Below are 26,328 nucleotides of genomic sequence, written 5' to 3' on the forward strand. Positions count from 1 at the left end.
CCCATGATTGCCTTCTGAGCATGCATACGGAGGCGATCTCAGTTTGGACTCAGTCCAGGGTGTGGCGTACGTCATAGCCACTCTCCCAGTCAGGCCGACCCACCCAGGCGGTCCGGCGTTTGAGGACGAGGCCGCAGGCCGATGGGGGTCCAGGGGGCGAAGCCCCCTGGCGGGGTCGAAGGGGCCGAGCCCCTTCAAGGGATGGGACGGGTAGGGGCGGCGGGGGCGAAATCACCCGGCCCGATGCACCACCGCATCGCACAACTCCATCAACGCGGCCTTCGCCCCCATCTCCGGCAACGGCGCCAACGCAGCCCGCGCATCCTCCGCATACCGCACGGTGTCCCGCCGAGCCTGCTCCAACGCCGGATGCACCCGAAGCTGAGCCAACGCCTCCGCAAGCCGCGCGTCATCACTGAGATCGGAGTCCAGCAACTCGCACAACGCGAGGTCCTCCGCCAGCCCCAACCGCGCGGCCCGCTCCCGCAACCGCAGCACCGGCATCGTGGGAATCCCCTCCCGGAGATCCGTCCCCGGCGTCTTCCCGGACTCATGGGAGTCGCTCGCGATGTCCAGGACGTCGTCCGCCAGCTGGAAGGCGACCCCGAGCCGCTCCCCGTACTGGGTCAGCACATCGACCACCGTCTCGTCGGCGCCCGACATCATCGCCCCGAACCGGCACGACACCGCCACCAGCGACCCGGTCTTCCCGCTCAGCACATCGAGGTAGTGCTCGACGGGATCCCGCCCGTCCTGCGGCCCCGCCGTCTCCAGGATCTGCCCGGTGACCAGCCGCTCGAACGCCTCGGCCTGCACCCGCACCGCCTCCGGCCCGAGGTCGGCCAGGATGTGCGAGGCGCGCGCGAAGAGGAAGTCCCCGGTCAGGACGGCGACCGAGTTGCCCCAGCGAGTGTTCGCGCTGTCGACACCGCGCCGTACGGCCGCCTCGTCCATCACGTCGTCGTGGTACAGCGTCGCCAGATGGGTCAGCTCCACCACCACCGCCGACGGCACGATCCCCGGCGCATACCGGTCCCCGAACTGGGCGGTGAGCATCACGAGCAGCGGCCGGAACCGCTTTCCACCCGCCCGCACCAGATGCTGGGCGGCCTCGGTGATGAAGGGGACCTCACTCTTGGTGGCTTCGAGCAATCCCTCCTCGACAGCCGTCAATCCGGCCTGGACATCGGCTTCCAGAGCCTGGTCCCGCACGCTCAGCCCGAACGGCCCGACGACGGTCACGAGGGATCTCCTGTCTGCTGGTGTCTACTGGCGGTTACACGGTTTGTCGATAGGTCGCTGCCATCACTCAAGTCAGCGTATCCGGTCAGGTTTCGATCACCGATGCCGCCCACCCGTCCACCACGGGCGGTATCGGATCACGGCAGGTATATTTTTGATCACGTGATAAGGCCGGATATCCATCGACTTATAGGGAAGTAGCGGCCCGTGTCCCGGACCGAAGTCGACCTCCAGCCCGGGAACGAGCCGCCACCGCACCCCGACCACGCCTTCTTCGGCCGGCCCAGAGGCCTTCTCACACTCTCAGGCCTGGAGGTCTGGGAACGCTTCTCGCGCCTCGGCATGCGGGCCATCCTCGTCCTGCACTTCGCCGACACGGTCACCCACGGCGGGGATGGGCATGTCGGCCGGACCCGACCGCCTCCGTCTCCGCCGCCGACGGCACCCTCGTCTGCCTGGCCCCCGTCGCGGGCGGCCGGCTCGCCGACCGCACCCTCGGTTCGTACCGCGCGGTGCTGTGGGGCGGCCTCCTGATCGCCTGCGGCCATTACGCCATGGCGGTGCCCGCCGCCGGCCAGACCATGCCCCTCTGGCTGCCCTCCCTCGCCCTGGCCAACGGCAGCCAGGCCCAGACGGTCAAGCTCCACGACGACGTCTCCAGGCCCGCCCACATTCACCTGGTGCGCTGACCCGACGGGGATCTTGCCCATGCACATCCGTACGTCCTTCCCCTACGAGACGCCCCACCACGACCCCCGCGTCCGCTCCAGGACCGGACCCCGCTGTACGCGCGCGCGTGGCGACGCCCGCTGACGGACGGGCCCGTACCGGCGCTCCTCGAATACCTGCCGTACCGCCTGACCGACTGGACCACTCCCGCGACCATCCGCGCCCCCCTGGTACCCCGGCCACGGCCAGGCCTCCGTGCGGCCTGTTCCACGGACGATCGCTATGACAACGACGTGCACTACATGGGAGGTTCCGTGCTCGCCGTCGATATGCACGCCTGGGCGTCGACCATGCACGCCTGGGCGTCGACCATGCTCGCCTTCGTCGCCAGTCCGCCGGGCCCGCTGTGCGTCGGCGACACCTGGCGGGACATGTGGCTGGGGCGACTGAAGGCCGTCGAACCGTTCCTGCACACCTGGCCGGGCCACCAGACCCGCGATGCCCACTGGCCTCACGGCAGCGTCTGTGAGGGCTACGGCGCGATCGACGCCGCGGTCCTGGCGGTGGGCGGCGGGCATGACCCGTACCGCGACACGGTCCTGCGCCTGGCCGAGCATCTGCCCGCCGACCGCGTCCGCGGCCTGATCGGCCCCTGGTCGCACCAGTAGCCCGATCGCGGCCTGCCGCCCGGCCCGGCGATCGGCTTCCTCCAGGAGACGCCGCGCTGGTGGGACCACTGGCTGAAGGACGAGGACACCGGCGTCATGTCCGAGCCCCTGCTGCGCTCCTACGTCAGCGACTCCCACCCTCCGGCCACGGTGTACCCCACGCTGCCCGGCCGCTGGGTCGGCGAGCCGGCCTGGCCCACCCCCCACGTGCGCCCGGTGCCGTACGGCTTCCAGGGCGCCCCCGTCCTGGTGCGCTCCCCCATGCACACGGCATCGACACCGGCCGCCTTCTTCCGTTCGGCAACGACGCCGACCTGCCGTCGGACCAGCGGGAGGAGGACGCGCGGTCGGCGTGCTTCGAGTTCGAAGTGGGCGAGGGGACCTGGGTGTTGCGGCGGCCGAGAATGCGGCTGCGACCGACTCGGAGGTGCCGCGGGGCAGGTCGTCGCCCGGCTCTGCGACGTGGCACCGGACGGCTCCTCGACCCTGGTCACACGGGGCGCGCCGAACCTGACGGCGCGTCATGGACGGGACCACGTGGTGCCGTGTGAGCCGGGCACCACCGAGGGCGTGACCTTCGAGCCGAACGGCATCGGGCACGCCTTCCCGTCCGGCCACCGCATCCGCCTCACCGTCTCTTCCGCGTGCAGGCGGAGCCGCTCGGCGTGAACTTCCCTCTCGCGCGTATCCCGACGGTCTGGAGCTCACCGAGGACGCGCTGGAGACGTACGCGATCAACGAGTCGGGCCCCCTGTCTGCCCGCACCCGCTCGGGCTGGTCGATCCGGCTGCCATCAGAGGGCGAAGAAGTACTTATCCACTGGACATGGGAAAAACGGACTCCACGGACGGCCGGTTAAAGGCGAGTTGGATTCATTGCCCGATTTGCCGCTCTTGTGGATGCCCGTGAGTTGGGTCACGCGCACCCGGCCGCGCACCCCGCCCGGCGCACCCTCGTCTCCCCTTGCTCCACGCGCAAGTTGAGGCTTGGCAACCGCAAAGGATCAAGCGCCCCATACGCGTCAGACCATGGTCAACCGGCACGACAGATGACCACGGCACTTGTTTCGGGCATGTGCTCTCGCATACGTTCCCGCTCGTCGGGCGGACGCCGAATCCTGCCGCCGCCCGAGTCATCCACCCACGGAACCCACACACGCACGGCAGGAGCGGGGGACCCAGGTAAGTCGCCGGACCGGACGCCTTGATGGCGCACCGGCACGGCTCGGGGTGAAGTCGCGCCACCGCCCAGCGGCGCGGCCGGGCATCTCCCGCCCGAACCCGACAGCTCACCTCGCAGGCGCCGGAGAGGAACAGCGCCATGCCCCGAGGCAAGCACCGCCGCCCCCGCACCAACCCGCTCACCCGTCGCGTCGCCATCGCAGGCACCGGCACCGCCGCCCTCGCGCTCCCGCTCCTGAGCGCGACCACCGCGAGCGCCGCCCAGCCGGCCCAGGCCCCCACAGCCGCCCAGGCCGCCCCCCAGTCCGCACCCTCCGCGGCGCAGGCCAAGACCATTACGTACACCACGAAAAAGGGCGATTCGCTCTACGGCATCGCGGACCGGTATGACGCCCAGGGCGGCTGGAAGCAGCTCTACAAGGACAATCGCAAGGCCGTCGGCGACGACCCCCGGCTCATCCACCCGGGCGTCGACCTGAAGGTCCGGGCGACGAAGAAGGCCGGCACGCCGAGCACCACGGCCGACAAGGCCGCCGCGCCCGCCAAGAAGTCCGCCGTCGCCCAGGCCACCCAGTCCTCGGTGAAGACGTACGCGGACAACCTCGACGGCTGGATCCGCAACGCCCTGGACATCATGGGACAGAACGGTATTCCCGGGTCGTACGAGGGCATTCATCGCAACATCATGCGCGAGTCGTCCGGCAACCCCCAGGCCATCAACAATTGGGACTCCAACGCCGCCGCGGGCACCCCGTCCAAGGGCCTCCTCCAGGTCATCGACCCCACCTTCGCGGCGTACCACGTGCCGGGCACCGTCTACGACCCCTTCAACCCGGTCGCGAACATCGCGGCCGCGTGCAACTACGCGGCCGCGCGGTACGGCTCGATCGACAATGTGAACGGGCCTTACTAGGCCCGAAGCAGGGTCCAGTAGGTCAATTCACTCTTACTGGACGAAATCAGCCAAGGCGCCCGCGAGCAGTCTCTCGAGGACGACGGCGATGCCGTCGTCCTCGTTCGAGAGGGTGATCTCGTCGGCGACCGCCTTGAGTTCGGGGTGGGCGTTGGCCATCGCCACCCCGCGGGCCGCCCAGTCGAACATGGGGATGTCGTTGGGCATGTCCCCGAAGGCGATGGTCTCGTGCGCGCCCAGGCCGAGATGCTCGGCGGCGAGCGCGAGACCGGTCGCCTTGGTGATGCCGCATGGCTGGAGTTCGACGGTTCCCGGCCCGGACATGGTGACCGTCGCGAGAGAACCGACGACCGACCGCGCCGTCGCCGCCAACTCGTCGTCGGACAGGGTGGGATGGCGCAGCAAGACCTTGCTGATCGGCTCGCACCACAGGTCGTCCCGGTGCTGGACGCGTACGGCGGGCAGGGTGGGGTGCGGCATCAGGTACCCGGGTTCGATGAGCGTGAGCCCGTCGACGCCGTCCTGGTCGACGGCCGCGTACACCTCCCCGACCTCGGCCTCGATCTTGCCGAGCGCCGTCTCCGCGAGCTCCCGGTCCAGGGTGATGGACCACAACAGACGGTCCGCGCCGGCGTCGTACAGCTGCGCGCCCTGTCCGCACACCGCGAGCCCCCTGCTGCCCAGGACGTCGAGGAGCGGCCGCACTCTGGGCGCCGGCCGCCCTGTCACGACGAGGTGCTGGGCACCGGCCGCCGTGACCTGCGCGAGCGCGTCGAGGGAACGGTCGGAGAGCGTGTCGTCGCCTCGGAGCAGCGTCCCGTCCAGGTCAGTGGCGATGAGTGAATATGCGATGGGTGGGGCCATGATCAGAGAATACGGACAGGAAGCCCCATCGACTCGACGTGAACCGGACGGCTGCTGTGTTCACATGTGTTGACACCTGTTCCGGTTCGGATTCTGTTCCCGTGTGCACAACTTCCTTCCGCTTGTTGCGATTTCACTCCCCCGTGGTCCCTCGGCCCGCGCCATCGCCCCGCAAAAGGGGCGCGTGAGCCTCGACCGTGCGCCGCGACCTGGTGATTCGCCGGCCTCGGCGACGCGAGTTCCGTACTGCCCAAGACCGGCACCTCACCCGTAACGTGTGGCCCGACCACATGGCACGGAGCGTAAGAGAGTGAGGCAGCACCCCATGCCCCCCTTCGATCTCCCCGAGGGCGACCCCTTCGGCACGCACAACCTTCCGTACGGCGTCTTCTCCCTCCCCGGCTCGGACTCCGCACGCCGGGTCGGCGTCCGGCTCGGCGACCACGTCCTCGACGCCGGCAAGGCGGCCTACGCGCTCGGCTCCCCGTACGCCCCGCTGCTCGCCCAGGACTCCCTGAACCCGCTCCTCGCCGCGGGCCGCACCACCTGGTCCGACGTGCGCCGCGCGCTGACGGCGTGGGTGACGGTGCCGGCGCACCAGGAGGCCGTCGCGGACCTGCTGCACCCCCTGTCCTCGGTGACCCTGCACCTTCCCTTCGAGGTCGCGGACTACGTCGACTTCTACGCCTCCGAGAACCACGCCCGGAACGTCGGCCAGATCTTCCGCCCCGACGCCGCCGACTCCCTCACCCCCAACTGGAAGCACCTCCCGATCGGTTACCACGGCCGCTCCGGCACGGTGGTCGTGTCCGGCACGGATGTCGTACGCCCGTCCGGCCAGCGCAAGGCCCCCACCGACCCGGCGCCGGTCTTCGGCCCGTCGGTCCGCCTCGACATCGAGGCCGAGGTCGGCTTCGTGGTCGGGACGCCCTCGGAGATGGGCAGGCCGGTGGCGCTGGGCGACTTCCGCGAGCACGTCTTCGGCCTGTGCCTCCTCAACGACTGGTCGGCGCGCGACGTCCAGGCCTGGGAGTACGTCCCCCTCGGCCCGTTCCTCGGCAAGTCCTTCGCCACGTCGGTGTCGGCGTGGATCACCCCGCTGGACGCGCTGGAGGAGGCCCGGGTGGCTGCACCGGAGCGGACGCACCCCCTGCTGCCGTACCTCGACGACTCCGGCTCCGAAGCCGAACCCGGCGGCTACGACCTGCGCATCTCGGTGGCCATCAACGGCCACGTGGTCTCCGAACCCCCCTTCTCCACCATGTACTGGACGGCCGCCCAGCAACTCGCCCACATGACCGTGAACGGCGCCTCCCTGCGCACCGGCGACCTGTACGGCTCCGGCACGGTGAGCGGCCCCACGGAAGGCGAGCGCGGCTCCCTGCTGGAGCTGACCTGGAACGGCCGCGACCCTCTCGAACTCCCCGACGGCAAGCGCACGTTCCTGGAGGACGGCGACGTGGTCACCCTGTCCGCCTGGGCCCCGGGCCCCGGTGGGGTCAGGGTGGGACTGGGAGAGGTCACCGGGCAGGTGGTGGCAGGCAGTTGACGTGAGGCCGGGGAGCGCGGGCACGCGAGCCGGAGCGGACGGTGCAGAGGCGTCGGCGGTCCGCGAGGCCCCACGCCGGCAGGGGGCGATGGCGTCGGCCGTGCCGGAGTACGCCCGGTGCCCCGAGGCGAGTTCGGCGACTCTTCACCGCTGACTCCGGCGACCGTCACCGTCATACTGGCTGGCGGTGGCGTGTTCCTCGCCCACCGCCCCGCATGTCCGCCCGCGCACCTCCCCTGACCAGGATCCGGAGCCTCCGGCATGACCTTCTGCCTGCTCCTGTTGAGCACCGTCGCTCTGACAGCAGCCGTGCCCGTTCCGCGAGCGTTGACCCGTGCCTCATGGCCCGAACGGGAACCCGTGGTCGCGCTCTGGGTGTGGCAGTGCCTGGTCGCCACCGTCCTGCTGTGCTGTCTGACGGCCCTGGCGTTGGGCGCCGCGGCCGTCTTCGGCACCGTACGCGCACAGCTCTTCGCCCCCGCACCGCCTGCGGTGACCGCGGCGTACGACCTGTCGTCCGCGTCGGCCTGGGCCGCCGTCCTGACCCTGCTCCTGGCCTGCGGCGCCGCCTGGACGACGGCGATGCTGGGCCGCGAACTCGCCGAGGCCCGCCGACGCCGCGGCCAGGCCCGGGCCCACCTGCGCGAACGCGCCCCCGACCTGCCGGCCGGCCTGCCCGCGGCGCGCGGCCCGCTCCTGGTCCTGGAGGACGAGTACCCGGACGCCTGGTGGATGCCCGGCAACCCCGCCCAGCTGATCGTCACCACCGGCGCCCTGCACCGCCTCACCGACCACCAGCTCGACGCCGTCCTCACCCACGAGCGCGGCCACGCCCGCGCCCGCCACGACTGGCTCCTGCACCTCTCGACCGCGCTCGCCACCGGATTCCCCCGCATCCCGTTGTTCGCCCACTTCTGCGACCAGACCCACCGTCTGGTCGAACTGGCCGCCGACGACACCGCGTCCCGCCGCTGCGGTCATCTGACGACGGCGCTGGCCCTGATCGAGCTGAACCAGCACCGAGGCGTCCTCTCCTGCGCCTCCACCCACCGCCTCCTGGGCGAACGCGTCGACCGCCTCCTCCAGCCACCTCCGCGCCTGGAGCGCCACCACCGGGCGTTGACCACGACGCTGGCCTCGCTGGTGCCCTTGCTCCCGCTGCTGATCACGTTCGCGCCCGGGCTGACGGCGCTGGCATGACCCCTCCCAAACCCCAGTCAGGCTGGGCAGGCTGGACAAGCTGAGAGGCCGGCCGCCCTTCCTCCCTGGCTAGGCCCAGTCCTCCGGCTCAGGCTCAGGCTCCATCTCGGGCCAGTCGTCCGCTCCGTGATCGGCCGCGGGTGCCGCGTCACCTGCTGCACCGGCCTCGGAGCCCTCACGCATGGAGGAGAGCACCTCAAGCACGCCCTCCCCATACGTGGCCAGCTTCTTCTCGCCGACCCCGCCGACGCCCCCGAGTTCCCGCACGGACGCGGGCCACACCGTCACGATCTCCCGCAGCGTCGCGTCATGGAAGATCACATACGCCGGAACCCCCTGCTCCCGAGCCTGCTCCGCACGCCAGGCCCGCAGCGCCTCGAAGGCCGGCACCAGCTCCTCCGGCAACTCGGCCACGGCGGCCTTCGCCTTGCGCTCGCCGCGCCCGGACCCGCCGGAACCGGACCCCGACGCCGACCGCGAGGTCACCGGCTTCTTCGGCTCCTTCCGCAGCGGCACCGCCCGCTCCCGCCGCAGCACCGTGCCACTGGCCTCGGTCAGCACAAGCGTCCCGTACTCGCCCTCGACCGCGAGCAGTCCCTGCGCCAGCAACTGCCGGATGACGCCCCGCCACTCGCCCTCGTTCAGCTCCTCGCCGATGCCGAACACCGACAGCTGGTCGTGGTCGAACTGGATCACCTTGCCGGTCCGCTTGCCCAGCAGGATGTCGACGATCTGCAACGCCCCGAACTTCTGCCCCCGCTCGCGCTGCAACCGCACCACCGTCGACAGCACCTTCTGCGCCGCGATGGTGCCGTCCCAGGTCTCCGGCGGTGTCAGGCAGGTGTCGCAGTTGCCACAGCCCGCCGCGACGGGGTCCTGGCCGAAGTAGGCGAGCAGCTGGCCGCGCCGGCACTGGGCCGTCTCGCACAGCGCCAGCATCGCGTCCAGGTGCGAGGCGGCCCGGCGCCGGAAGGCCTCGTCGCCCTCGCCCGACTGGATCAGCTTGCGCTGCTGTATGACGTCGTTGAGGCCGTAGGCCATCCAGGCCGTGGAGGGCAGGCCGTCACGTCCCGCGCGGCCCGTCTCCTGGTAGTAGCCCTCGACCGACTTGGGCAGGTCGAGATGGGCGACGAACCGCACGTCCGGCTTGTCGATGCCCATTCCGAAGGCAATGGTCGCCACCACGACCAGGCCCTCCTCCCGCAGGAAACGGGACTGGTGCGCGGCGCGCGTGCCCGCGTCCAGGCCCGCGTGGTAGGGCACCGCCTCGATGCCGTTGCGGCTCAGGAACTCGGCCGTCGCCTCCACGGACTTGCGGGACAGGCAGTACACGATGCCCGCGTCGCCCGCGTGCTCCTCGCGCAGGAAGCTCAGCAGCTGCTTCTTCGGGTCCGCCTTCGGCACGATCCGGTACTGGATGTTGGGCCGGTCGAAGCTCGCCACGAAGTGCCGGGCCGTCGGCATGTTCAGCCGCTGCGTGATCTCCTGGTGCGTCGCATGCGTGGCCGTCGCCGTGAGCGCGATCCGGGGAACGTCCGGCCAGCGCTCACCGAGCAGCGACAGGGCCAGATAGTCGGGGCGGAAGTCGTGACCCCACTGGGACACACAGTGCGCCTCGTCGATCGCGAACACCGCGATCTTGCCGCGCGACAGCAGGTCCAGCGTCGAGTCGAGCCGCAGCCGCTCCGGGGCGAGGTACAGCAGGTCCAGCTCGCCCGCCAGGAACTCCGCCTCCACCACCCGCCGCTCGTCGAAGTCCTGTGTGGAGTTGACGAACCCGGCCCGCACGCCGAGCGCCCTCAGCGCGTCCACCTGGTCCTGCATCAGCGCGATGAGCGGCGAGACGACGATGCCCGTACCCGGTCTGACCAGGGAGGGAATCTGGTAGCAGAGCGACTTCCCGCCGCCGGTCGGCATGAGCACGACGGCGTCGCCGCCGGCCACCACATGCTCGATGACGGCTCCCTGTTCGCCGCGGAAGGCCTCGTACCCGAAGACCCGGTGCAGTGCGGCCAGCGCCTCGCTGTCGCCCGCCTGTGCCACCTCGGTCACCCTTGGCATCTCGCTGATCCCGCCCGTCGCACCCATCGTCGTGTCCCCCGTACGTCGTCCCTCGACCACTTGCCTCCACGATAGGGGCCGCCACCGACAGCACCGGAGTTATCCACAGGCCCACCCCTCACCCGTTCGCGATCGGTCGGACACCGTGAGTGATCGGCGAGCGGCAGGCCCCTCCACAACACAGTGGCCCGGCGTCCCTCCGAGGGAAGCCGGGCCGCTGCTGTGAGGGCGGGCCGTACGAGCAGACCGTACGAGCGAGCCGTACAAGCGAGCCGTACGGGCGCCGCGTCAGCGCACGAACACTCCTGCCGTACTCGCCAGATCCAGGAAGTACTGCGGCGCGACACCCAGCACCAGCGTCACCGCCACACCGACCCCGATGGCCGTCATCGTCAGCGGCGACGGAACGGCGACCGTGGGCCCCTCGGGCCGCGGCTCACTGAAGAACATGAGCACGATGACGCGGATGTAGAAGAACGCCGCGATCGCCGACGAGATCACACCGACCACGACCAGCGGGGCCGCCCCGCCCTCCGCCGCCGCCTTGAACACGGCGAACTTCCCGGCGAAGCCGGAGGTCAGCGGGATACCGGCGAAGGCCAGCAGGAACACCGCGAACACGGCGGCGACCAGCGGCGAACGGCGGCCCAGACCCGCCCAGTTGGACAGGTGCGTGGCCTCGCCGCCGGCGTCCCGCACCAGCGTCACCACCGCGAACGCCCCGATCGTCACGAACGAGTACGCGGCCAGATAGAAGAGGACCGACGACACCCCGTCCGGCGTGGTGGCGATGACACCCGCGAGGATGAACCCGGCGTGCGCGATCGACGAGTACGCCAGCAGCCGCTTGATGTCGGTCTGCGTGATCGCGACGATCGCACCGCCCAGCATGGTGACGATCACCACGCCCCACATGACCGGCCGCCAGTCCCAGCGCAGCCCCGGCAGCACCACGTACAGAATCCGCAGCAGCGCGCCGAACGCCGCCACCTTCGTCGCCGCCGCCATGAATCCGGTCACCGGCGTCGGAGCGCCCTGGTAGACGTCGGGCGTCCACATGTGGAACGGGACCGCGCCCACCTTGAACAGCAGCCCCATCACGATCATCGCGGCGCCGACCAGCAGCAGCGCGTCGTTGCCCATGGTGTCCGCGAGCGCCGGGCTGACCTCCGGGACCGTACCGTCGACGACCTGCGCGATCGTCGCGTACGACACGGAGCCCGCGTAGCCGTACAGCAGCGCGATGCCGAACAGCGTGAACGCGGAGGCGAAGGCACCGAGCAGGAAGTACTTGACCGCGGCCTCCTGCGACATCAGCCGCTTGCGGCGGGCCAGCGCGCACATCAGGTACAGCGGGAGCGAGAGGACTTCCAGGGCGATGAACAGCGTCAGCAGATCGTTGGCCGCCGGGAACACGAGCATGCCCGCGACCGCGAACATCAGCAGCGGGAACACCTCGGTGGTGGTGAACCCGGCCTTCACGGCGGCCTTCTCGCTGTCGCTGCCGGGCACGGACGCGGCCTGCGCGGCGAAGGAGTCGACCCGGTTGCCGTGCGCCGCCGGGTCGAGCCGCCGCTCGGCGAAGGTGAACAGGCCGACCAGGGCGGCCAGCAGGATCGTGCCCTGGAGGAAGAGGGCGGGCCCGTCGACGGCGATGGCGCCCATCGCGGCGATGCCCGCCTTGGTCGTGGCGTATCCGCCGGCCGCGAGCGCCACGACCGCGGCAAAGGCCGCGACGAGCGCCACTGCGGAGACGAACACCTGCGCGTAGTAACGGGCCTTGCGCGGGACGACCGCCTCGATCAGCACCCCGACGACCGCCGCGCCGACGATGATCAGGGTGGGCGAGAGCTGTCCGTACTCGATCTTCGGCGCGCCGATCTTCGGGATCGGGTCGGCCGCGATTGTCCACAGGCTGTGGACGGCTGATGCGCTCACTTGGCCGCCTCCACCTCGGGCTGGGGGTCCTTCTTCTGTACGTCGGACATGGTCTGCTTGACCGCCGGGTTGACGATGTCCGTGACGGGCTTCGGGTAGACGCCCAGGAAGATCAGCAGTGCGACCAGCGGGGCGACGACCAGGAGCTCGCGCACCCTGAGGTCGGGCATCGCCGAGACCTCCGGCTTCACCGGGCCCGTCATCGTCCGCTGGTAGAGGACGAGGGTGTAGAGCGCGGCGAGCACGATGCCGAACGTGGCGATGATGCCGATCACCGGGTAGCGCGTGAACGTGCCGACCAGGACCAGGAACTCACTCACGAACGGTGCAAGGCCGGGTAGCGACAGGGTCGCCAGACCGCCGATCAGGAAGGTGCCGGCGAGCACCGGGGCGACCTTCTGCACTCCGCCGTAGTCGGCGATGAGCCGCGAGCCGCGCCGGGAGATCAGGAACCCGGCCACCAGCATCAACGCCGCCGTCGAGATCCCGTGGTTGACCATGTACAGCGTCGCACCGGACTGGCCCTGGCTGGTCATCGCGAAGATGCCCATGATGATGAAGCCGAAGTGCGAGATCGACGCGTACGCGATCAGACGCTTCATGTCCCGCTGGCCGACCGCCAGCAGCGCCCCGTAGATGATGCTGACCAGCGCCAGCACGAGGATCGCGGGTGTCGCCCACTTGCTGGCCTCCGGGAACAACTGGAGGCAGAAGCGGAGCATCGCGAAGGTGCCCACCTTGTCGACGACCGCCGTGATGAGGACGGCGACCGGTGCGGTGGCCTCCCCCATCGCGTTGGGCAGCCAGGTGTGCAGCGGCCACAGCGGGGCCTTCACGGCGAAGGCGAAGAAGAAGCCGAGGAACAGCCAGCGTTCGGTGTTCGTCGCCATGTCGAGCGTGCCGTTGGCGCGGGCCTCGGCGATCTCCTGAAGGCTGAAGTTCCCGGCGACCACGTAGAGGCCGATCACCGCGGCCAGCATGATCAGACCGCCGACCAGGTTGTACAGCAGGAACTTCACAGCGGCGTACGACCGTTGTGTCGACGCCACCTTCTCGCCGTGCTCGTGGGCACGGTCCCCGAAGCCGCCGATGAGGAAGTACATCGGGATCAGCATGGCTTCGAAGAAGATGTAGAAGAGGAAGACGTCGGTGGCCTCGAAGGAGAGGATCACCATCGCCTCGACGCCCAGGATCAGGGCGAAGAAGCCCTGCGTGGGCCGCCAGCGCGAACTGCCGGTCTCCAGCGGGTCGGCATCGTGCCAGCCCGCGAGGATGATGAACGGGATCAGCAGCGCCGTCAGCGCGATCAGCGCCACCGCGATGCCGTCCACGCCGAGTTCGTAGCGGACGCCGAAGTCCGCGATCCAGGCGTGGGACTCGGTGAGCTGATAGCGGTCGCCGTCCGGGTCGAAGCGGACCAGGACGGTGATCGCGAGGGCGAGCGTGGCGAGCGAGACGAGCAGCGCCAGCCACTTGGCGGCGGTGCGCCGGGCGGCCGGTACGGCGGCCGTGGCGACCGCCCCGATCGCCGGGAGCGCCGCCGTAGCTGTCAGAAGAGGAAAGGACATCGGTATCAGACCGCCCTCATCAGCAGGGTCGCGGCGATGAGGATCGCCGCACCGCCGAACATCGAGACCGCGTACGACCGCGCGAAGCCGTTCTGGAGCCTGCGCATCCGTCCGGACAGACCGCCGACCGAGGCCGCCGTGCCGTTGACGACGCCGTCGACCAGGGTGTGGTCGACGTACACGAGGGAGCGCGTGAGGTGTTCGCCGCCGCGTACGAGGACGACGTGGTTGAAGTCGTCCTGGAGCAGGTCGCGCCGGGCGGCCCGGGTGAGCAGCGACCCGCGCGGGGCGACGGCGGGGACCGGGCGTCGGCCGTACTGGGCGTAGGCGATGGCGACGCCGATGATCATGCACGCCACGGTCGCGCTGGTGACCGCTGCCGCGCCGATCGGCGGGTGGCCGTGGGAGTGCCCGGTGATGGGCTCCAGCCAGTGCACGAAACGGTCGCCGATGCTGAAGAACGCACCGCCGGCCACCGATCCCACGGCCAGCACGATCATGGGGATCGTCATGACCTTGGGCGACTCGTGCGGGTGCGGCTCCGCGTGCTCGCCGTGCGTCTCGGCGGCGGGCTCCACGCTGGGCTCGGCCGGTGAGGCCGTCTTCGTGTGACGCCAGCGCTCCTCACCGAAGAACGTCATCAGCATCACGCGCGTCATGTAGTACGCCGTGATGGCCGCGCCCAGCAGAGCACAGGCGCCGAGGATCCAGCCCTCGGTGCCGCCCTTGGCGAACGCCGCCTCGATGATCTTGTCCTTGGAGAAGAAGCCGGACAGGCCCGGGAAGCCGATGATGGCGAGGTAGCCGAGGCCGAAGGTGACGAACGTGACCGGCATGTACTTGCGCAGGCCGCCGTACTTGCGCATGTCGACCTCGTCGTTCATGCCGTGCATGACCGAGCCGGCGCCGAGGAACAGCCCGGCCTTGAAGAAGCCGTGCGTCACCAGGTGCATGATCGCGAAGACGTAGCCGATGGGGCCGAGGCCCGCGGCGAGGACCATGTAGCCGATCTGCGACATGGTCGAGCCGGCCAGCGCCTTCTTGATGTCGTCCTTCGCGCAACCGACGATCGCACCGAAGAGAAGCGTGACGGCGCCGACGATGGTGACCACCAACTGCGCGTCGGGCGCGGCGTTGAAGATGGCGCCGGAGCGGACGATCAGGTAGACGCCCGCGGTCACCATCGTCGCGGCGTGGATGAGGGCCGAGACCGGGGTCGGGCCCTCCATCGCGTCCCCGAGCCAGGACTGAAGCGGCACCTGGGCGGACTTGCCGCAGGCGGCGAGCAGCAGCATCAGGCCGATGGCGGTGAGCTTGCCCTCGCTCGCGTCACCGACCAGGCCGGGCTCCCCCTCCCCGCCGAGCACCGGCCCGAAGGCGAAGGTGCCGAACCAGAGGAACATCATCATGATCGCGATCGACAGGCCCATGTCGCCGACGCGGTTGACCAGGAAGGCCTTCTTCGCGGCCGTGGCGGCGCTGGGCTTGTGCTGCCAGAAGCCGATCAGCAGGTAGGAGGCGAGACCGACGCCTTCCCAGCCGACGTACAGAAGCAGGTAGTTGTCGGCGAGGACGAGCAGCAGCATCGCCGCGAGGAACAGGTTCAGATAGCCGAAGAAGCGGCGGCGCCGCTCGTCGTGCTCCATGTACCCGACCGAGTACAGGTGGATCAGCGAGCCGACGCCGGTGATCAGCAGCACGAACGTCATCGACAGCTGGTCCAGGCGGAAGGCGATGTCCGCCTGGAAGCCCTCGACCGGAACCCAGCTGAACAGGTGGCTCGTCAGGGTCCGGTCCTCGGCGCTCTTGCCGAGCAGGTCGGCGAAGAGGACAACGCCGAACACGAAGGAGACGGCGGCGAGGGCGGTGCCGATCCAGTGGCCGACGCGGTCGAGGCGCCGGCCACCGCACAGCAGTACGGCCGCTCCGAGCAATGGCGCCGCGATCAGCAGCGCAATCAGGTTCTCCACGATTCTTCCGACCCCTTAGAGCTTCATCAGGCTGGCGTCGTCGACCGAGGCCGAGTGGCGGGAACGGAACAGCGACACGATGATCGCGAGCCCGACGACGACCTCCGCGGCGGCGACGACCATCGTGAAGAAGGCGATGATCTGGCCGTCGAGATTGCCGTGCATCCGGGAGAAGGCGACGAGCGTGAGGTTGCAGGCGTTGAGCATGAGCTCGATGCACATGAAGACGACGATCGCGTTGCGCCTGATCAGCACGCCGGTGGCGCCGATCGTGAACAACAGGGCGGCGAGGTAGAGGTAGTTGACCGGGTTCACTTGGACGCCTCCTCGGGCCGCTTGAAGGTCGACGGCTCGATCGCGGTCCGCTCCAGCCGTTCCTCCGCGCGCTGCTCCAGGGCCCGCAGGTCGTTCAGCGCCTCGGTGGACACATCACGGATCTGACCGCGCTCCCGCAGCGTCTTGCTGACCGTGAGGTCGGACGGCGTGCCGTCGGGCAACAGGCCCGCGATGTCGACCGCGTTGTGCCGGGCGTACACGCCGGGCGCGGGCAGCGGCGGGACGTGCTTGCCTTCGCGGACGCGCTGCTCGGACAGCTCGCGCTGGGTCTTGGCGCGCTCGGTGCGCTCGCGGTGCGTGAGCACCATGGCGCCGACGGCCGCCGTGATCAGCAGGGCGCCGGTGATCTCGAAGGCGAAGACGTACTTGGTGAAGATGAGGGCCGCGAGCCCCTCCACATTGCCGTTCGCGTTCGCCTGGGCGAGACCGTTGAACTCCGTGATCGAGGCGTTGCCGATACCGCCGATCAGAAGGATGCCGAAGCCGAGGCCACAGACAAGGGCCAGCCAGCGCTGGCCCTTGATGGTCTCCTTCAGGGAGTCCGCGGCCGTGACGCCGACCAGCATCACCACGAACAGGAACAGCATCATGATCGCGCCGGTGTAGACGACGATCTGCACGATGCCCAGGAAGTAGGCGCCGTTGGCGAGGTAGAAGACCGCCAGGACGATCATGGTCCCGGCGAGACAGAGCGCGCTGTGCACGGCCTTCTTCATGAAGACGGTGCACAGGGCGCCGATGACGGCGACGGTGCCGAGGATCCAGAATTGGACGGCCTCTCCGGTGGAGGTGGAGTAGGCGGCGAGCTGCTCGGTCATCGGCCGATCACCTTCTCGGACGCCGGTTCGTCCTCGCCGAAGGTGGTGGCGGCCTCCTGCGGCACCTCGCCCTTGGAGAGCGCCACCTGCTGGATCGTGCCCGGCGCGGCCTCGGTCACCAGACCCCGGTAGTAGTCCTGCTCGTCGGTCCCCGGGTAGATGGCGTGGGGGCTGTCGACCATGCCGTCCTCGAGTCCGGCGAGCAGCTGCTCCTTGGTGTAGATGAGGTTGGCGCGGCTGGAGTCCGCGAGCTCGAACTCGTTGGTCATCGTGAGCGCGCGCGTGGGGCACGCCTCGATGCACAGGCCGCACAGGATGCAGCGGGCGTAGTTGATCTGGTACACGCGGCCGTACCGCTCGCCCGGCGAGTAGCGCTCCTCGTCGGTGTTGTCGGCGCCCTCCACATAGATGGCGTCGGCGGGGCAGGCCCAGGCGCACAGCTCACAGCCGACGCACTTCTCCAGGCCGTCCGGATGGCGGTTGAGCTGGTGCCGTCCGTGGAAACGCGGAGCGGTGGTCTTCTGCTGCTCCGGGTACTGCTCGGTCAGCCGCTTCTTGAACATGGCCTTGAAGGTCACGCCGAAGCCGGCCACGGGGTTCTGGAAACCGGGCTTGGTCTCCTTGGGCTCCTCAGCCATCGGACGCCTCCTTTCCATCCAGAGATCCGTCACTCTGAGTATCGGGCCCGCCACTGACAATCAGCTCTCGCTCGCGGCTGGGGCGGCGCCGAGGCACGGGCGGAAGTTCCTGACCGGGCAGGGGCGGCACGGGGAATCCGCCCGCCATCGCGTCGAACGCGGGCTCCTCGGCGGGACGCGAGGCCGCCTTCGCCCGCTCGCGGAACATGTCCGCGATGAAGGAGAGGAGCAGCAACGCGATGACGCCGCCGGCGACGTAGAGCACGATGTCGGCGAAGTCGTAGTTCTCGTTCCGGAGGGTCCGCACGGTCGCGACGAGCATCAGCCAGACGACGGAGACCGGGATGAGGACCTTCCAGCCCAGCTTCATCAGCTGGTCGTAGCGGACGCGAGGCAGCGTGCCGCGCAGCCAGATGAAGAAGAAGAGCAGCAGCTGGACCTTGACCACGAACCAGAGCAGCGGCCACCAGCCGTGGTTCGCTCCCTCCCAGAAGGCGCTGATCGGATACGGCGCCCGCCAGCCACCCAGGAAGAGCGTCACGGACACGGCCGAGACCGTCACCATGTTCACGTACTCGGCGAGCATGAACATCGCGAACTTGATCGACGAGTACTCGGTGTTGAAGCCGCCGACCAGGTCTCCCTCGGACTCCGGCATGTCGAACGGGGCACGGTTGGTCTCGCCGACCATCGTCACGATGTAGATCAGGAAGGAGACCGGCAGCAGCACGATGTACCAGCGGTCCTGCTGCGCCTCGACGATCGCCGACGTCGACATCGACCCGGAGTAGAGGAACACCGAGGCGAAGGCCGCGCCCATGGCGATCTCGTAGGAGATCATCTGCGCGCAGGAACGCAGACCGCCGAGCAGCGGATAGGTGGACCCGGAACTCCAACCCGCCAGCACGATGCCGTAGATGCCGACGGAGGCGACCGCGAGGATGTAGAGCATCGCGATCGGCAGGTCGGTGAGCTGCATCGTGGTGCGCTGGCCGAAGATCGAGATCTCGTTGCCGGCCGGGCCGAAGGGGATCACCGCGATCGCCATGAAGGCCGGGATGGCCGCGACGATCGGCGCGAGGACGTAGACCACCTTGTCCGCGCGTTTGACGATGACGTCTTCCTTCAGCATCAGCTTGATGCCGTCGGCGAGCGACTGGAGCATGCCCCAGGGGCCGTGCCGGTTGGGGCCGATGCGCAGCTGCATCCAGGCGACGACCTTGCGCTCCCAGACGATGGAGAACAGCACGGTCACCATCAGGAAGGCGAAGCAGAACACCGCCTTGATGACGACCAGCCACCAGGGGTCGCGGCCGAACATCGAGAGGTCTTCAGCGGCGAGGAAAGGGCTCATGCCTCCACCTCCTCGGGGGCCTCGGACGCGAGGGTCGCCGGGCCGATGCGGACGAGTGAGCCGGGCAGCGCCCCGGTGTCGGAGGCGACGCCACGGCCCACGGAGTTCAGCGGGAGCCACACCACCCGGTCGGGCATCTCCGTGATCTGGAGCGGGAGTTCGACGACTCCGGCCGGGCCGCTCACGGCGAGGGCGTCGCCGTTCTTCACCCCGGCCTCGGCGGCCGTAGCAGCCGACACGCGCGCGTGGGCCGCGTGCCGGGTGCCGGCCAGCGCTTCGTCGCCCTGCTGGAGGAGGCCCTGGTCGAGCAGCAGCCGATGTCCGGCCAGCACGGCCTCACCGGCCGCCGGTCGCGGCAACTGGGCCGCGATCTCCAGGGGGTCGGTGGCCCGCGATCCGTCCCAGGATCCGAGCCGGTCGATCTCCGCGCGCGTGGTGCGCAGATCCGGCAGGCCCAGGTGTACGTCCATGGCGTCGGCCAGCATTTGCAGCACGCGCGCGTCCGTCGGAGCCAGACGGCGGGTCATCTGATCGGGCTTGAGCGCGGCCTCGAAGAAGCGCACCCTGCCCTCCCAGTTGAGGAAGGTGCCGGCCTTCTCCGCGACCGCTGCGACGGGCAGCACCACGTCGGCGAGCTCGGTCACCTCGCCGGGCCGCAGTTCCAGCGAGACCACGAAGCCGACCTCGGCGAGCGCCTCACGCGCGCGTGCCGGGTCGGGCAGGTCGGCGACCTCGACGCCCGCGACCAGCAGCGCCTGGAGTTCACCGGTCGCGGCGGCCTCGACGATCTGGCCGGTGTCGCGGCCGTAACGGTGCGGGAGATCGGCCAGGCCCCAGACGGCGGCGACCTCCTCACGCGCGCGTGGGTCGGTCGCGGGGCGTCCGCCGGGCAGCAGCGACGGCAGCGCACCGGCCTCCACGGCACCGCGCTCCCCGGCCCGGCGCGGGATCCACACCAGCTCGGCGCCGGTCGCGGTCGCGGCCCGTACGGCGGCGGTGAGCCCGCCCGCCACAGCGGCCAGCCGCTCGCCGACGACGATCACCGAGCCCTCGGTGCGCAGTGCCTCGGACGCCCTCGCCCCGTCCCCGTCCAGACCGACGCCGCTCGCGAGCGCGTCCAGCCACTCGGTCTCGGTGCCGGGAGCGGCCGGCAGCAGCGTGCCGCCGGCCTTCTCCAGTCCGCGCGTGGAGTGGGTGGCGAGCGAGAAGACCTTCTGGCCGTGCTTGCGCCAGGCCTTGCGCAGCCGCAGGAAGATGCCGGGCGCCTCCTCCTCGGCCTCGAACCCGGCCAGCAGGACGGCCGGTGCCTTCTCGACGGAGGCGTACGTGACACCCGTACCGTCGAGGTCACGGCCGTGACCGGCGACCCGCGCGGCGAGGAAGTCGGCCTCCTCGCCGCTGTGCACGCGCGCGCGGAAGTCGATGTCGTTGGTGTCGAGCGCCACGCGCGCGAACTTGCTGTACGCGTAGGCGTCCTCGATGGTGAGCCGGCCGCCGGTCAGCACTCCGGTGCGGCCGCGCGAGGCGAGCAGCCCCTGAGCCGCGATCTGGAGCGCCTCCGGCCAGGAGGCCGGTTCGAGGTCACCCTCGGCGTTGCGCACCAGAGGCGTCTGAAGCCGGTCACGCTGCTGCGCGTACCGGAAGCCGAACCGCCCCTTGTCGCAGATCCACTCCTCGTTGACCTCGGGATCGTTGGCCGCCAGACGCCGCATGACCTTGCCGCGCCGGTGATCGGTGCGTGTGGCGCAACCGCCGGAGCAGTGCTCGCACACCGACGGCGAGGAGACGAGGTCGAAGGGGCGGGAGCGGAACCGGTATGCCGCCGACGTCAGCGCGCCGACCGGGCAGATCTGGATGGTGTTCCCGGAGAAGTACGACTCGAACGGGTCGCCCTCACCGGTGCCGACCTGCTGGAGCGCGCCGCGCTCGACCAGCTCGATCATCGGGTCGCCCGCGACCTGGTTGGAGAACCGGGTGCAGCGGGCGCACAGCACGCACCGCTCGCGGTCGAGGAGTACCTGCGTGGAGATCGGTACGGGCTTCTCGTACGTCCGCTTGCGGCCCTCGAAGCGGGACTCGGCGTGTCCGTGCGACATGGCCTGGTTCTGGAGCGGGCACTCGCCGCCCTTGTCGCAGACCGGGCAGTCCAGCGGGTGGTTGATGAGCAGGAGCTCCATCACACCCTTCTGGGCCTTCTCGGCGACCGGTGAGGTGAGATGCGTCTTCACGACCATGCCGTCCGTGCACGTGATCGTGCAGGACGCCATCGGCTTGCGCTGTCCCTCGACCTCGACGATGCACTGGCGGCAGGCGCCGGCCGGGTCGAGGAGGGGGTGGTCGCAGAAGCGGGGAATCTCGATGCCGAGCTGCTCGGCGGCCCGGATGACCAGGGTGCCCTTGGGCACGCTGATCTCGACGCCGTCGATGGTCAGCGTCACGAGATCTTCCGGCGGGACCGCCGCCTCGCCTCCTCCGGAGGGAGCGCTGGTGGTCACAGTCATGCGTTCACCTCCGTGCGGTGGTCGGCCCAGGCCGTCGACTTGGCCGGGTCGAAGGGGCAGCCGCGGCCCGTGATGTGCTGCTCGTACTCCTCGCGGAAGTACTTCAGCGAGGAGAAGATCGGCGAGGCGGCACCGTCGCCGAGGGCGCAGAAGGACTTGCCGTTGATGTTGTCGGCGATGTCGTTGAGCTTGTCGAGGTCGGACATGACGCCCTTGCCGGCCTCGATGTCGCGCAGCAACTGCACGAGCCAGTACGTGCCTTCGCGGCAGGGCGTGCACTTGCCGCAGGACTCGTGGGCGTAGAACTCGGTCCAGCGGGTGACGGCGCGGACGACGCAGGTCGTCTCGTCGAAGCACTGGAGCGCCTTGGTGCCCAGCATGGAACCCGCGGCGCCCACTCCTTCGTAGTCAAGAGGGACGTCGAGGTGCTCGTCGGTGAACATCGGGGTCGAGGAGCCGCCCGGCGTCCAGAACTTGAGGCGGTGGCCCGGGCGCATCCCGCCGCTCATCTCGAGGAGCTGGCGGAGTGTGATGCCGAGCGGGGCCTCGTACTGGCCGGGATTGGCGACATGGCCGCTGAGCGAGTAGAGCGTGAAGCCCGGGGACTTCTCGCTGCCCATCGACCGGAACCATTCTTTGCCCCGATGCAGAATCGCGGGAACCGACGCGATCGACTCGACGTTGTTCACAACAGTCGGGCAGGCATAGAGACCTGCCACCGCAGGGAAGGGGGGACGGAGCCGCGGTTGACCACGGCGGCCTTCGAGCGAGTCGAGCAGTGCGGTCTCCTCACCGCAGATGTACGCGCCGGCGCCGGCGTGCACGGTGAGGTCGAGATCGAGTCCGCTGCCCAGGATGTTCTCGCCGAGGTAGCCCGCCGCGTAGGCCTCGCGCACGGCCTCGTGCAACCGCCGCAATACGGGGACGACTTCACCACGCAGATAGATGAAGGCATGCGAAGACCTGATGGCATAACACGCGATGACAATGCCCTCGATGAGGCTATGCGGGTTCGCGAAGAGGAGCGGAATGTCCTTGCAGGTTCCGGGCTCCGACTCGTCGGCGTTGACAACTAGATAGTGCGGTTTTCCATCACCCTGTGGAATGAACTGCCACTTCATTCCCGTCGGGAATCCCGCGCCACCGCGCCCGCGCAGACCGGAGTCCTTGACGTACGCGATCAGGTCGTCCGGCGACATGGCGAGTGCCTTGCGCAGGCCCTCATACCCTTCGTGCCTTCGGTAGACGTCCAGCGTCCAGGACCTGTCCTCGTCCCAGAAGGCCGACAGCACGGGTGCGAGCAGCTTCTCGGGGCTGTTTTCCTTCAGCTCTGGTGCCAACGTCATCACTCCCCCTCCTCGGCGACAGGCCCTGCCGGGTGGGCTGGGTCGGACGCGGACGATTCCTGCGGCGCGTCGTGCGAGCTGAGGTGTTCAGCCGGCGACGGTTCGTGCACTGCCTTGCCCTGCGGCTCGTCGTGCGGGCCGCCGTCCCGCGGATGGACCACGCGCGCGGGTGCGGCTTCTCCCCTGGCCAGGCGGAGGCCCACCAGCGACGCCGGTCCCGCACTGCCGCTCTCCTCGACGGCCCCGGGCCGCTCGTCGGGGAAGCCGGCCAGGATCCGCGCGGTCTCCTTGAAGGTGCACAACCTCGCCCCGCGCGTCGGCTCGACGGGCCGTCCCGCCCGGAGGTCGTCGACGAGTTGCTTGGCGCTGGCCGGGTTCTGGTTGTCGAAGAACTCCCAGTTGACCATCACGACAGGCGCGAAGTCGCAGGCCGCGTTGCACTCGATGTGCTCCAGGGTGACCTTGCCGTCGTCGGTGGTCTCGCCGTTGCCGACGCCCAGGTGCTCCTGGAGCTCCTCGAAGATCGCGTCGCCGCCCATCACCGCGCACAGGGTGTTGGTGCAGACGCCCACCTGGTAGTCACCGCTCGGCCTGCGCCGGTACATCGTGTAGAAGGTGGCGACCGCGGTGACCTCGGCCGTGGTCAGGCCGAGCACGTCCGCGCAGAACTGCATCCCGGTGCGCGTGACATGCCCCTCCTCCGACTGCACGAGGTGCAGCAAAGGCAGGAGGGCCGACCGGGAGTCCGGGTAGCGGGCGATGACCTCGCGCGCGTCGCGCTCCAGCCGTTCCCGAACGTCGTCCGGGTAAGCGGGCGCGGGCAGTTCGGGCATGCCCAGGCTGACGCCCCGCTCGGAAGAAGAGGTGGTCACCGGTCGACGCCTCCCATCACGGGGTCGATGGACGCGACGGCGACGATGACGTCGGCGACCTGGCCGCCCTCGCACATCGCCGCCATGGCCTGCAGGTTGGTGAAGGACGGGTCGCGGAAGTGGACCCGGAAGGGGCGGGTGCCGCCGTCGGACACGGCATGCACCCCGAGCTCGCCCTTGGGCGACTCGACGGCCGCGTACGCCTGTCCCGGCGGGACGCGGAAGCCCTCGGTGACCAGCTTGAAGTGGTGGATCAGGGCCTCCATGGAGGTGCCCATGATCTTCTTGATGTGGTCGAGGGAGTTGCCGAGCCCGTCGGGGCCCAGGGCGAGCTGGGCGGGCCAGGCGATCTTCTTGTCGGCGACCATGACCGGGCCGGGCTGGAGCCGGTCCAGGCACTGCTCGACGATCCCGAGCGACTGGCGCATCTCCTCCAGGCGGATCAGGAAGCGCCCGTAGGAGTCGCAGGTGTCGGCGGTCGGGACCTCGAAGTCGTAGGTCTCGTAGTCGCAGTACGGCTGCGCCTTGCGCAGGTCGTGCGGCAGGCCGGTGGAGCGCAGGATCGGGCCGGTGGCGCCGAGGGCCATGCAGCCGGCCAGGTCGAGATACCCGACGTCCTGCATACGGGCCTTGAAGATGGGGTTCCCGGTGGCGAGCTTGTCGTACTCCGGGAGGTTCTTCTTCATCTTCTTCACGAACTCGCGGATCTGGTCCACCGCGCCGGGCGGCAGGTCCTGAGCGAGTCCGCCGGGGCGGATGTACGCGTGGTTCATCCTGAGGCCCGTGATGAGCTCGTAGATGTCGAGAATCATTTCACGATCACGGAATCCGTAGATCATGATCGTGGTGGCGCCGAGTTCCATACCGCCGGTGGCGATGCACACCAGGTGGGAGGAGAGCCGGTTCAGCTCCATCAGGAGCACTCGGATGATCTTGGCGCGCTCGGTGATCTGGTCCTCGATGCCGAGGAGCTTCTCGACGGCGAGACAGTAGGCGGTCTCGTTGAAGAAGGACGTCAGGTAGTCCATGCGCGTCACGAACGTGGTGCCCTGTGTCCAGGTCCGGTACTCGAGGTTCTTCTCGATGCCGGTGTGGAGATAGCCGATGCCGCAGCGGGCCTCGGTGACCGTCTCGCCGTCGATCTCCAGGATCAGGCGGAGCACTCCGTGGGTGGAGGGGTGCTGCGGGCCCATGTTGAGGACGATGCGCTCGTCGTCGGCGCGGGCCGCGGCCTGGACGACCTCGTCCCAGTCGCCACCGGTGACCGTGTATACGGTGCCCTCGGTGGTCTCACGGGCGGATGCTGACTGCGTGCTCATGAGTACGACCTCCGCTGGTCCGGAGCCGGGATCTGGGCGCCCTTGTACTCGACGGGGATGCCGCCGAGGGGGTAGTCCTTGCGCTGCGGGTGGCCCTGCCAGTCGTCCGGCATCATGATCCGCGTCAGGGCGGGGTGACCGTCGAAGACGATGCCGAAGAAGTCGTACGTCTCGCGCTCGTGCCAGTCGTTCGTCGGGTACACCGAGACGAGCGACGGGATGTGCGGGTCGCTGTCGGGGGCGCTGACTTCGAGGCGGATCAGCCGGTTGTGGGTGATCGAGCGCAGGTGGTAGACGGCGTGCAGCTCGCGGCCCTTGTCGCTGAGGTAGTGGACGCCGCTGACGCCGGTGCACAGCTCGAAGCGCAGGGCCGGGTCGTCGCGCAGGGTGCGAGCGACGCGGAGCAGGTGCTCGCGTTCGATGTGGAAGGTGAGTTCGCCGCGGTCGACGACCGTCTTCTCGATGGCGTTGCCGGGCAGGAGGCCCTGTTCCTCCAGGGCGCCCTCGAGTTCGTCGGCCACCTCGTCGAACCAGCCTCCGTAGGGGCGGCTCGCCGGGCCCGGGAGCCGGACCGAGCGGACGAGGCCGCCGTAGCCGGAGGTGTCGCCGCCGTTGTTGGCGCCGAACATGCCGCGCTGGACGCGGATCTCCTCGCCGCCCTGACCGCGCTGGCCGGGGAGGTTGGAGGCGGAGAGGTCCTTCTCGGGGTTGACCCCGTTCGACCCGTTCGCCCCGTTGGTTCCGTTCGCGTCGCTCACCGCAGCAGCCCCTTCATCTCGATCGTGGGCAGGGCCTTGAGCGCCGCTTCCTCCGCCTCGCGGGCCGCTTCTTCGGCGTTCACGCCGAGCTTGGAGGACTGGATCTTCTGGTGGAGCTTGAGAATGGCGTCCATCAGCATCTCGGGCCGCGGCGGGCAGCCGGGGAGATAGATGTCGACCGGGACGATGTGGTCGACGCCCTGCACGATCGCGTAGTTGTTGAACATGCCGCCCGAGGAGGCGCAGACCCCCATGGAGATCACCCACTTGGGGTTCGGCATCTGGTCGTAGACCTGCCGGAGCACCGGCGCCATCTTCTGGCTGACCCGGCCGGCGACGATCATCAGGTCGGCCTGGCGCGGCGAGCCGCGGAAGACCTCCATGCCGAAGCGCGCCAGGTCGTAACGGCCGGCGCCGGTCGTCATCATCTCGATGGCGCAGCACGCGAGGCCGAAGGTGGCCGGGAAGACGGACGCCTTGCGTACCCAGCCCGCGGCCTGCTCGACGGTGGTCAGCAGGAATCCGCTCGGCAGCTTTTCTTCGAGTCCCATGAGTTAAAGGCC

20 protein-coding genes, 2 pseudogenes and 1 riboswitch are annotated in these 26,328 nt (G+C 69.5%); of the genes and pseudogenes, 6 read left to right on the plus strand and 16 right to left on the minus strand.

Annotated elements, in window-relative coordinates; genetic code table 11:
• Nucleotides 1-231 precede the first annotated feature (231 nt).
• A complete protein-coding gene (locus tag KUM44_RS01880; protein ID WP_217205765.1) occupies nt 232-1,242 on the minus strand; it encodes a polyprenyl synthetase family protein in 1,011 nt (336 codons plus the stop codon).
• Nucleotides 1,243-1,449: 207 nt separating this feature from the next.
• Between KUM44_RS01880 and KUM44_RS01885 the strand changes: the two are divergent.
• The 4 genes and pseudogenes from KUM44_RS01885 to KUM44_RS01895 form a co-directional block, all read left to right on the plus strand.
• A pseudogene (locus KUM44_RS01885) lies at nt 1,450-1,823 on the plus strand (MFS transporter); the annotation flags it as partial.
• Nucleotides 1,797-1,931: a hypothetical protein gene (locus KUM44_RS46665; RefSeq protein ID WP_302185947.1), complete on the plus strand. Its 135-nt coding sequence runs from the start codon at nt 1,797-1,799 to the stop codon at nt 1,929-1,931. The pseudogene KUM44_RS01885 and the gene KUM44_RS46665, both read left to right, overlap by 27 nt.
• A 19-nt stretch (nt 1,932-1,950) precedes the next feature.
• Nucleotides 1,951-3,438, plus strand: a pseudogene (locus KUM44_RS01890) (CocE/NonD family hydrolase).
• Between the two features lie 271 nt (nt 3,439-3,709).
• A riboswitch (cyclic di-AMP (ydaO/yuaA leader) is annotated at nt 3,710-3,894 on the plus strand.
• Nucleotides 3,895-3,899: 5 nt separating this feature from the next.
• A complete protein-coding gene (locus tag KUM44_RS01895) occupies nt 3,900-4,673 on the plus strand; it encodes a LysM peptidoglycan-binding domain-containing protein (RefSeq protein ID WP_217205766.1) in 774 nt (257 codons plus the stop codon).
• A gap of 33 nt (nt 4,674-4,706) precedes the next feature.
• Here the strand turns inward: KUM44_RS01895 and KUM44_RS01900 are convergent, their stop codons facing one another.
• Complete coding sequence (locus KUM44_RS01900) at nt 4,707-5,537, minus strand: HAD family hydrolase (protein ID WP_217205767.1); 831 nt, start codon at nt 5,535-5,537, stop codon at nt 4,707-4,709.
• A 325-nt stretch (nt 5,538-5,862) separates the two neighbouring features.
• On the opposite strand from KUM44_RS01900, the gene fahA reads away from it, so the two are divergent.
• Both fahA and KUM44_RS01910 read left to right on the plus strand, forming a co-directional pair.
• Entirely contained in the window at nt 5,863-7,086 is a 1,224-nt protein-coding gene (gene fahA / locus KUM44_RS01905; protein ID WP_217205768.1) for a fumarylacetoacetase, read from the plus strand.
• Nucleotides 7,087-7,347: 261 nt separating this feature from the next.
• A complete protein-coding gene (locus KUM44_RS01910; RefSeq protein ID WP_217205770.1) occupies nt 7,348-8,286 on the plus strand; it encodes a M56 family metallopeptidase in 939 nt (312 codons plus the stop codon).
• A 69-nt stretch (nt 8,287-8,355) separates the two neighbouring features.
• On the opposite strand, the gene recQ is transcribed toward KUM44_RS01910, so the two are convergent.
• From recQ to KUM44_RS01980, 14 genes are all read right to left on the minus strand, one after another.
• The gene (gene recQ, locus KUM44_RS01915; protein WP_217205885.1) at nt 8,356-10,374 is read right to left on the minus strand and encodes a DNA helicase RecQ; all 2,019 of its coding nucleotides are present in this window, start codon (nt 10,372-10,374) and stop codon (nt 8,356-8,358) included.
• 261 nt (nt 10,375-10,635) lie between these two features.
• Nucleotides 10,636-12,285: an NADH-quinone oxidoreductase subunit NuoN gene (gene nuoN, locus KUM44_RS01920; protein WP_217205771.1), complete on the minus strand. Its 1,650-nt coding sequence runs from the start codon at nt 12,283-12,285 to the stop codon at nt 10,636-10,638.
• Entirely contained in the window at nt 12,282-13,853 is a 1,572-nt protein-coding gene (locus KUM44_RS01925; RefSeq protein ID WP_217205772.1) for an NADH-quinone oxidoreductase subunit M, read from the minus strand. The genes nuoN and KUM44_RS01925 overlap by 4 nt, the downstream gene beginning before the upstream one ends.
• 5 nt (nt 13,854-13,858) lie before the next feature.
• The gene (nuoL, locus tag KUM44_RS01930; RefSeq protein WP_217205773.1) at nt 13,859-15,823 is read right to left on the minus strand and encodes an NADH-quinone oxidoreductase subunit L; all 1,965 of its coding nucleotides are present in this window, start codon (nt 15,821-15,823) and stop codon (nt 13,859-13,861) included.
• A gap of 15 nt (nt 15,824-15,838) precedes the next feature.
• Nucleotides 15,839-16,138: an NADH-quinone oxidoreductase subunit NuoK gene (nuoK, locus tag KUM44_RS01935; protein WP_003998919.1), complete on the minus strand. Its 300-nt coding sequence runs from the start codon at nt 16,136-16,138 to the stop codon at nt 15,839-15,841.
• Complete coding sequence (locus tag KUM44_RS01940; protein ID WP_217205774.1) at nt 16,135-16,977, minus strand: NADH-quinone oxidoreductase subunit J; 843 nt, start codon at nt 16,975-16,977, stop codon at nt 16,135-16,137. The genes nuoK and KUM44_RS01940 overlap by 4 nt, the downstream gene beginning before the upstream one ends.
• The gene (nuoI, locus tag KUM44_RS01945; RefSeq protein WP_217205775.1) at nt 16,974-17,615 is read right to left on the minus strand and encodes an NADH-quinone oxidoreductase subunit NuoI; all 642 of its coding nucleotides are present in this window, start codon (nt 17,613-17,615) and stop codon (nt 16,974-16,976) included. Before nuoI ends, KUM44_RS01940 begins: the two co-directional genes overlap by 4 nt.
• On the minus strand, nt 17,608-18,969 hold the full coding sequence (nuoH, locus tag KUM44_RS01950) for an NADH-quinone oxidoreductase subunit NuoH (RefSeq protein WP_217205776.1): 1,362 nt from the start codon (nt 18,967-18,969) through the stop codon (nt 17,608-17,610). Before nuoH ends, nuoI begins: the two co-directional genes overlap by 8 nt.
• Complete coding sequence (locus tag KUM44_RS01955) at nt 18,966-21,470, minus strand: NADH-quinone oxidoreductase subunit G (protein WP_217205777.1); 2,505 nt, start codon at nt 21,468-21,470, stop codon at nt 18,966-18,968. The genes nuoH and KUM44_RS01955 overlap by 4 nt, the downstream gene beginning before the upstream one ends.
• A complete protein-coding gene (gene nuoF / locus KUM44_RS01960) occupies nt 21,467-22,816 on the minus strand; it encodes an NADH-quinone oxidoreductase subunit NuoF (RefSeq protein ID WP_254388896.1) in 1,350 nt (449 codons plus the stop codon). The genes KUM44_RS01955 and nuoF overlap by 4 nt, the downstream gene beginning before the upstream one ends.
• Nucleotides 22,816-23,688: an NADH-quinone oxidoreductase subunit NuoE gene (gene nuoE / locus KUM44_RS01965; RefSeq protein ID WP_217205781.1), complete on the minus strand. Its 873-nt coding sequence runs from the start codon at nt 23,686-23,688 to the stop codon at nt 22,816-22,818. Before nuoE ends, nuoF begins: the two co-directional genes overlap by 1 nt.
• Entirely contained in the window at nt 23,685-25,007 is a 1,323-nt protein-coding gene (locus KUM44_RS01970) for an NADH-quinone oxidoreductase subunit D (RefSeq protein ID WP_217205782.1), read from the minus strand. The genes nuoE and KUM44_RS01970 overlap by 4 nt, the downstream gene beginning before the upstream one ends.
• On the minus strand, nt 25,004-25,765 hold the full coding sequence (locus KUM44_RS01975) for an NADH-quinone oxidoreductase subunit C (protein WP_217205783.1): 762 nt from the start codon (nt 25,763-25,765) through the stop codon (nt 25,004-25,006). The genes KUM44_RS01970 and KUM44_RS01975 overlap by 4 nt, the downstream gene beginning before the upstream one ends.
• Entirely contained in the window at nt 25,762-26,316 is a 555-nt protein-coding gene (locus KUM44_RS01980; RefSeq protein ID WP_007383964.1) for an NADH-quinone oxidoreductase subunit B family protein, read from the minus strand. The genes KUM44_RS01975 and KUM44_RS01980 overlap by 4 nt, the downstream gene beginning before the upstream one ends.
• Between the last annotated feature and the right edge of the window lie 12 nt (nt 26,317-26,328).

Origin of the sequence: Streptomyces sp. AC550_RSS872, from assembly GCF_019049285.1 — a bacterium.
Taxonomy (GTDB): domain Bacteria; phylum Actinomycetota; class Actinomycetes; order Streptomycetales; family Streptomycetaceae; genus Streptomyces.

Bases quoted from the DNA above. Each gene is read 5' to 3' on its own strand.
- KUM44_RS46665 (WP_302185947.1), top strand. From the start codon at position 1,797: ATGGCGGTGCCCGCCGCCGGCCAGACCATGCCCCTCTGGCTGCCCTCC.
- KUM44_RS01895 (WP_217205766.1), top strand. From the start codon at position 3,900: ATGCCCCGAGGCAAGCACCGCCGCCCCCGCACCAACCCGCTCACCCGT.
- KUM44_RS01900 (WP_217205767.1), bottom strand. From the start codon at position 5,537: ATGGCCCCACCCATCGCATATTCACTCATCGCCACTGACCTGGACGGG.
- fahA (WP_217205768.1), top strand. From the start codon at position 5,863: ATGCCCCCCTTCGATCTCCCCGAGGGCGACCCCTTCGGCACGCACAAC.
- KUM44_RS01910 (WP_217205770.1), top strand. From the start codon at position 7,348: ATGACCTTCTGCCTGCTCCTGTTGAGCACCGTCGCTCTGACAGCAGCC.
- recQ (WP_217205885.1), bottom strand. From the start codon at position 10,374: ATGGGTGCGACGGGCGGGATCAGCGAGATGCCAAGGGTGACCGAGGTG.
- KUM44_RS01925 (WP_217205772.1), bottom strand. From the start codon at position 13,853: ATGTCCTTTCCTCTTCTGACAGCTACGGCGGCGCTCCCGGCGATCGGG.
- KUM44_RS01940 (WP_217205774.1), bottom strand. From the start codon at position 16,977: ATGACCGAGCAGCTCGCCGCCTACTCCACCTCCACCGGAGAGGCCGTC.
- nuoI (WP_217205775.1), bottom strand. From the start codon at position 17,615: ATGGCTGAGGAGCCCAAGGAGACCAAGCCCGGTTTCCAGAACCCCGTG.
- nuoH (WP_217205776.1), bottom strand. From the start codon at position 18,969: ATGAGCCCTTTCCTCGCCGCTGAAGACCTCTCGATGTTCGGCCGCGAC.
- KUM44_RS01955 (WP_217205777.1), bottom strand. From the start codon at position 21,470: ATGACTGTGACCACCAGCGCTCCCTCCGGAGGAGGCGAGGCGGCGGTC.
- nuoF (WP_254388896.1), bottom strand. From the start codon at position 22,816: ATGACGTTGGCACCAGAGCTGAAGGAAAACAGCCCCGAGAAGCTGCTC.
- KUM44_RS01970 (WP_217205782.1), bottom strand. From the start codon at position 25,007: ATGAGCACGCAGTCAGCATCCGCCCGTGAGACCACCGAGGGCACCGTA.
- KUM44_RS01980 (WP_007383964.1), bottom strand. From the start codon at position 26,316: ATGGGACTCGAAGAAAAGCTGCCGAGCGGATTCCTGCTGACCACCGTC.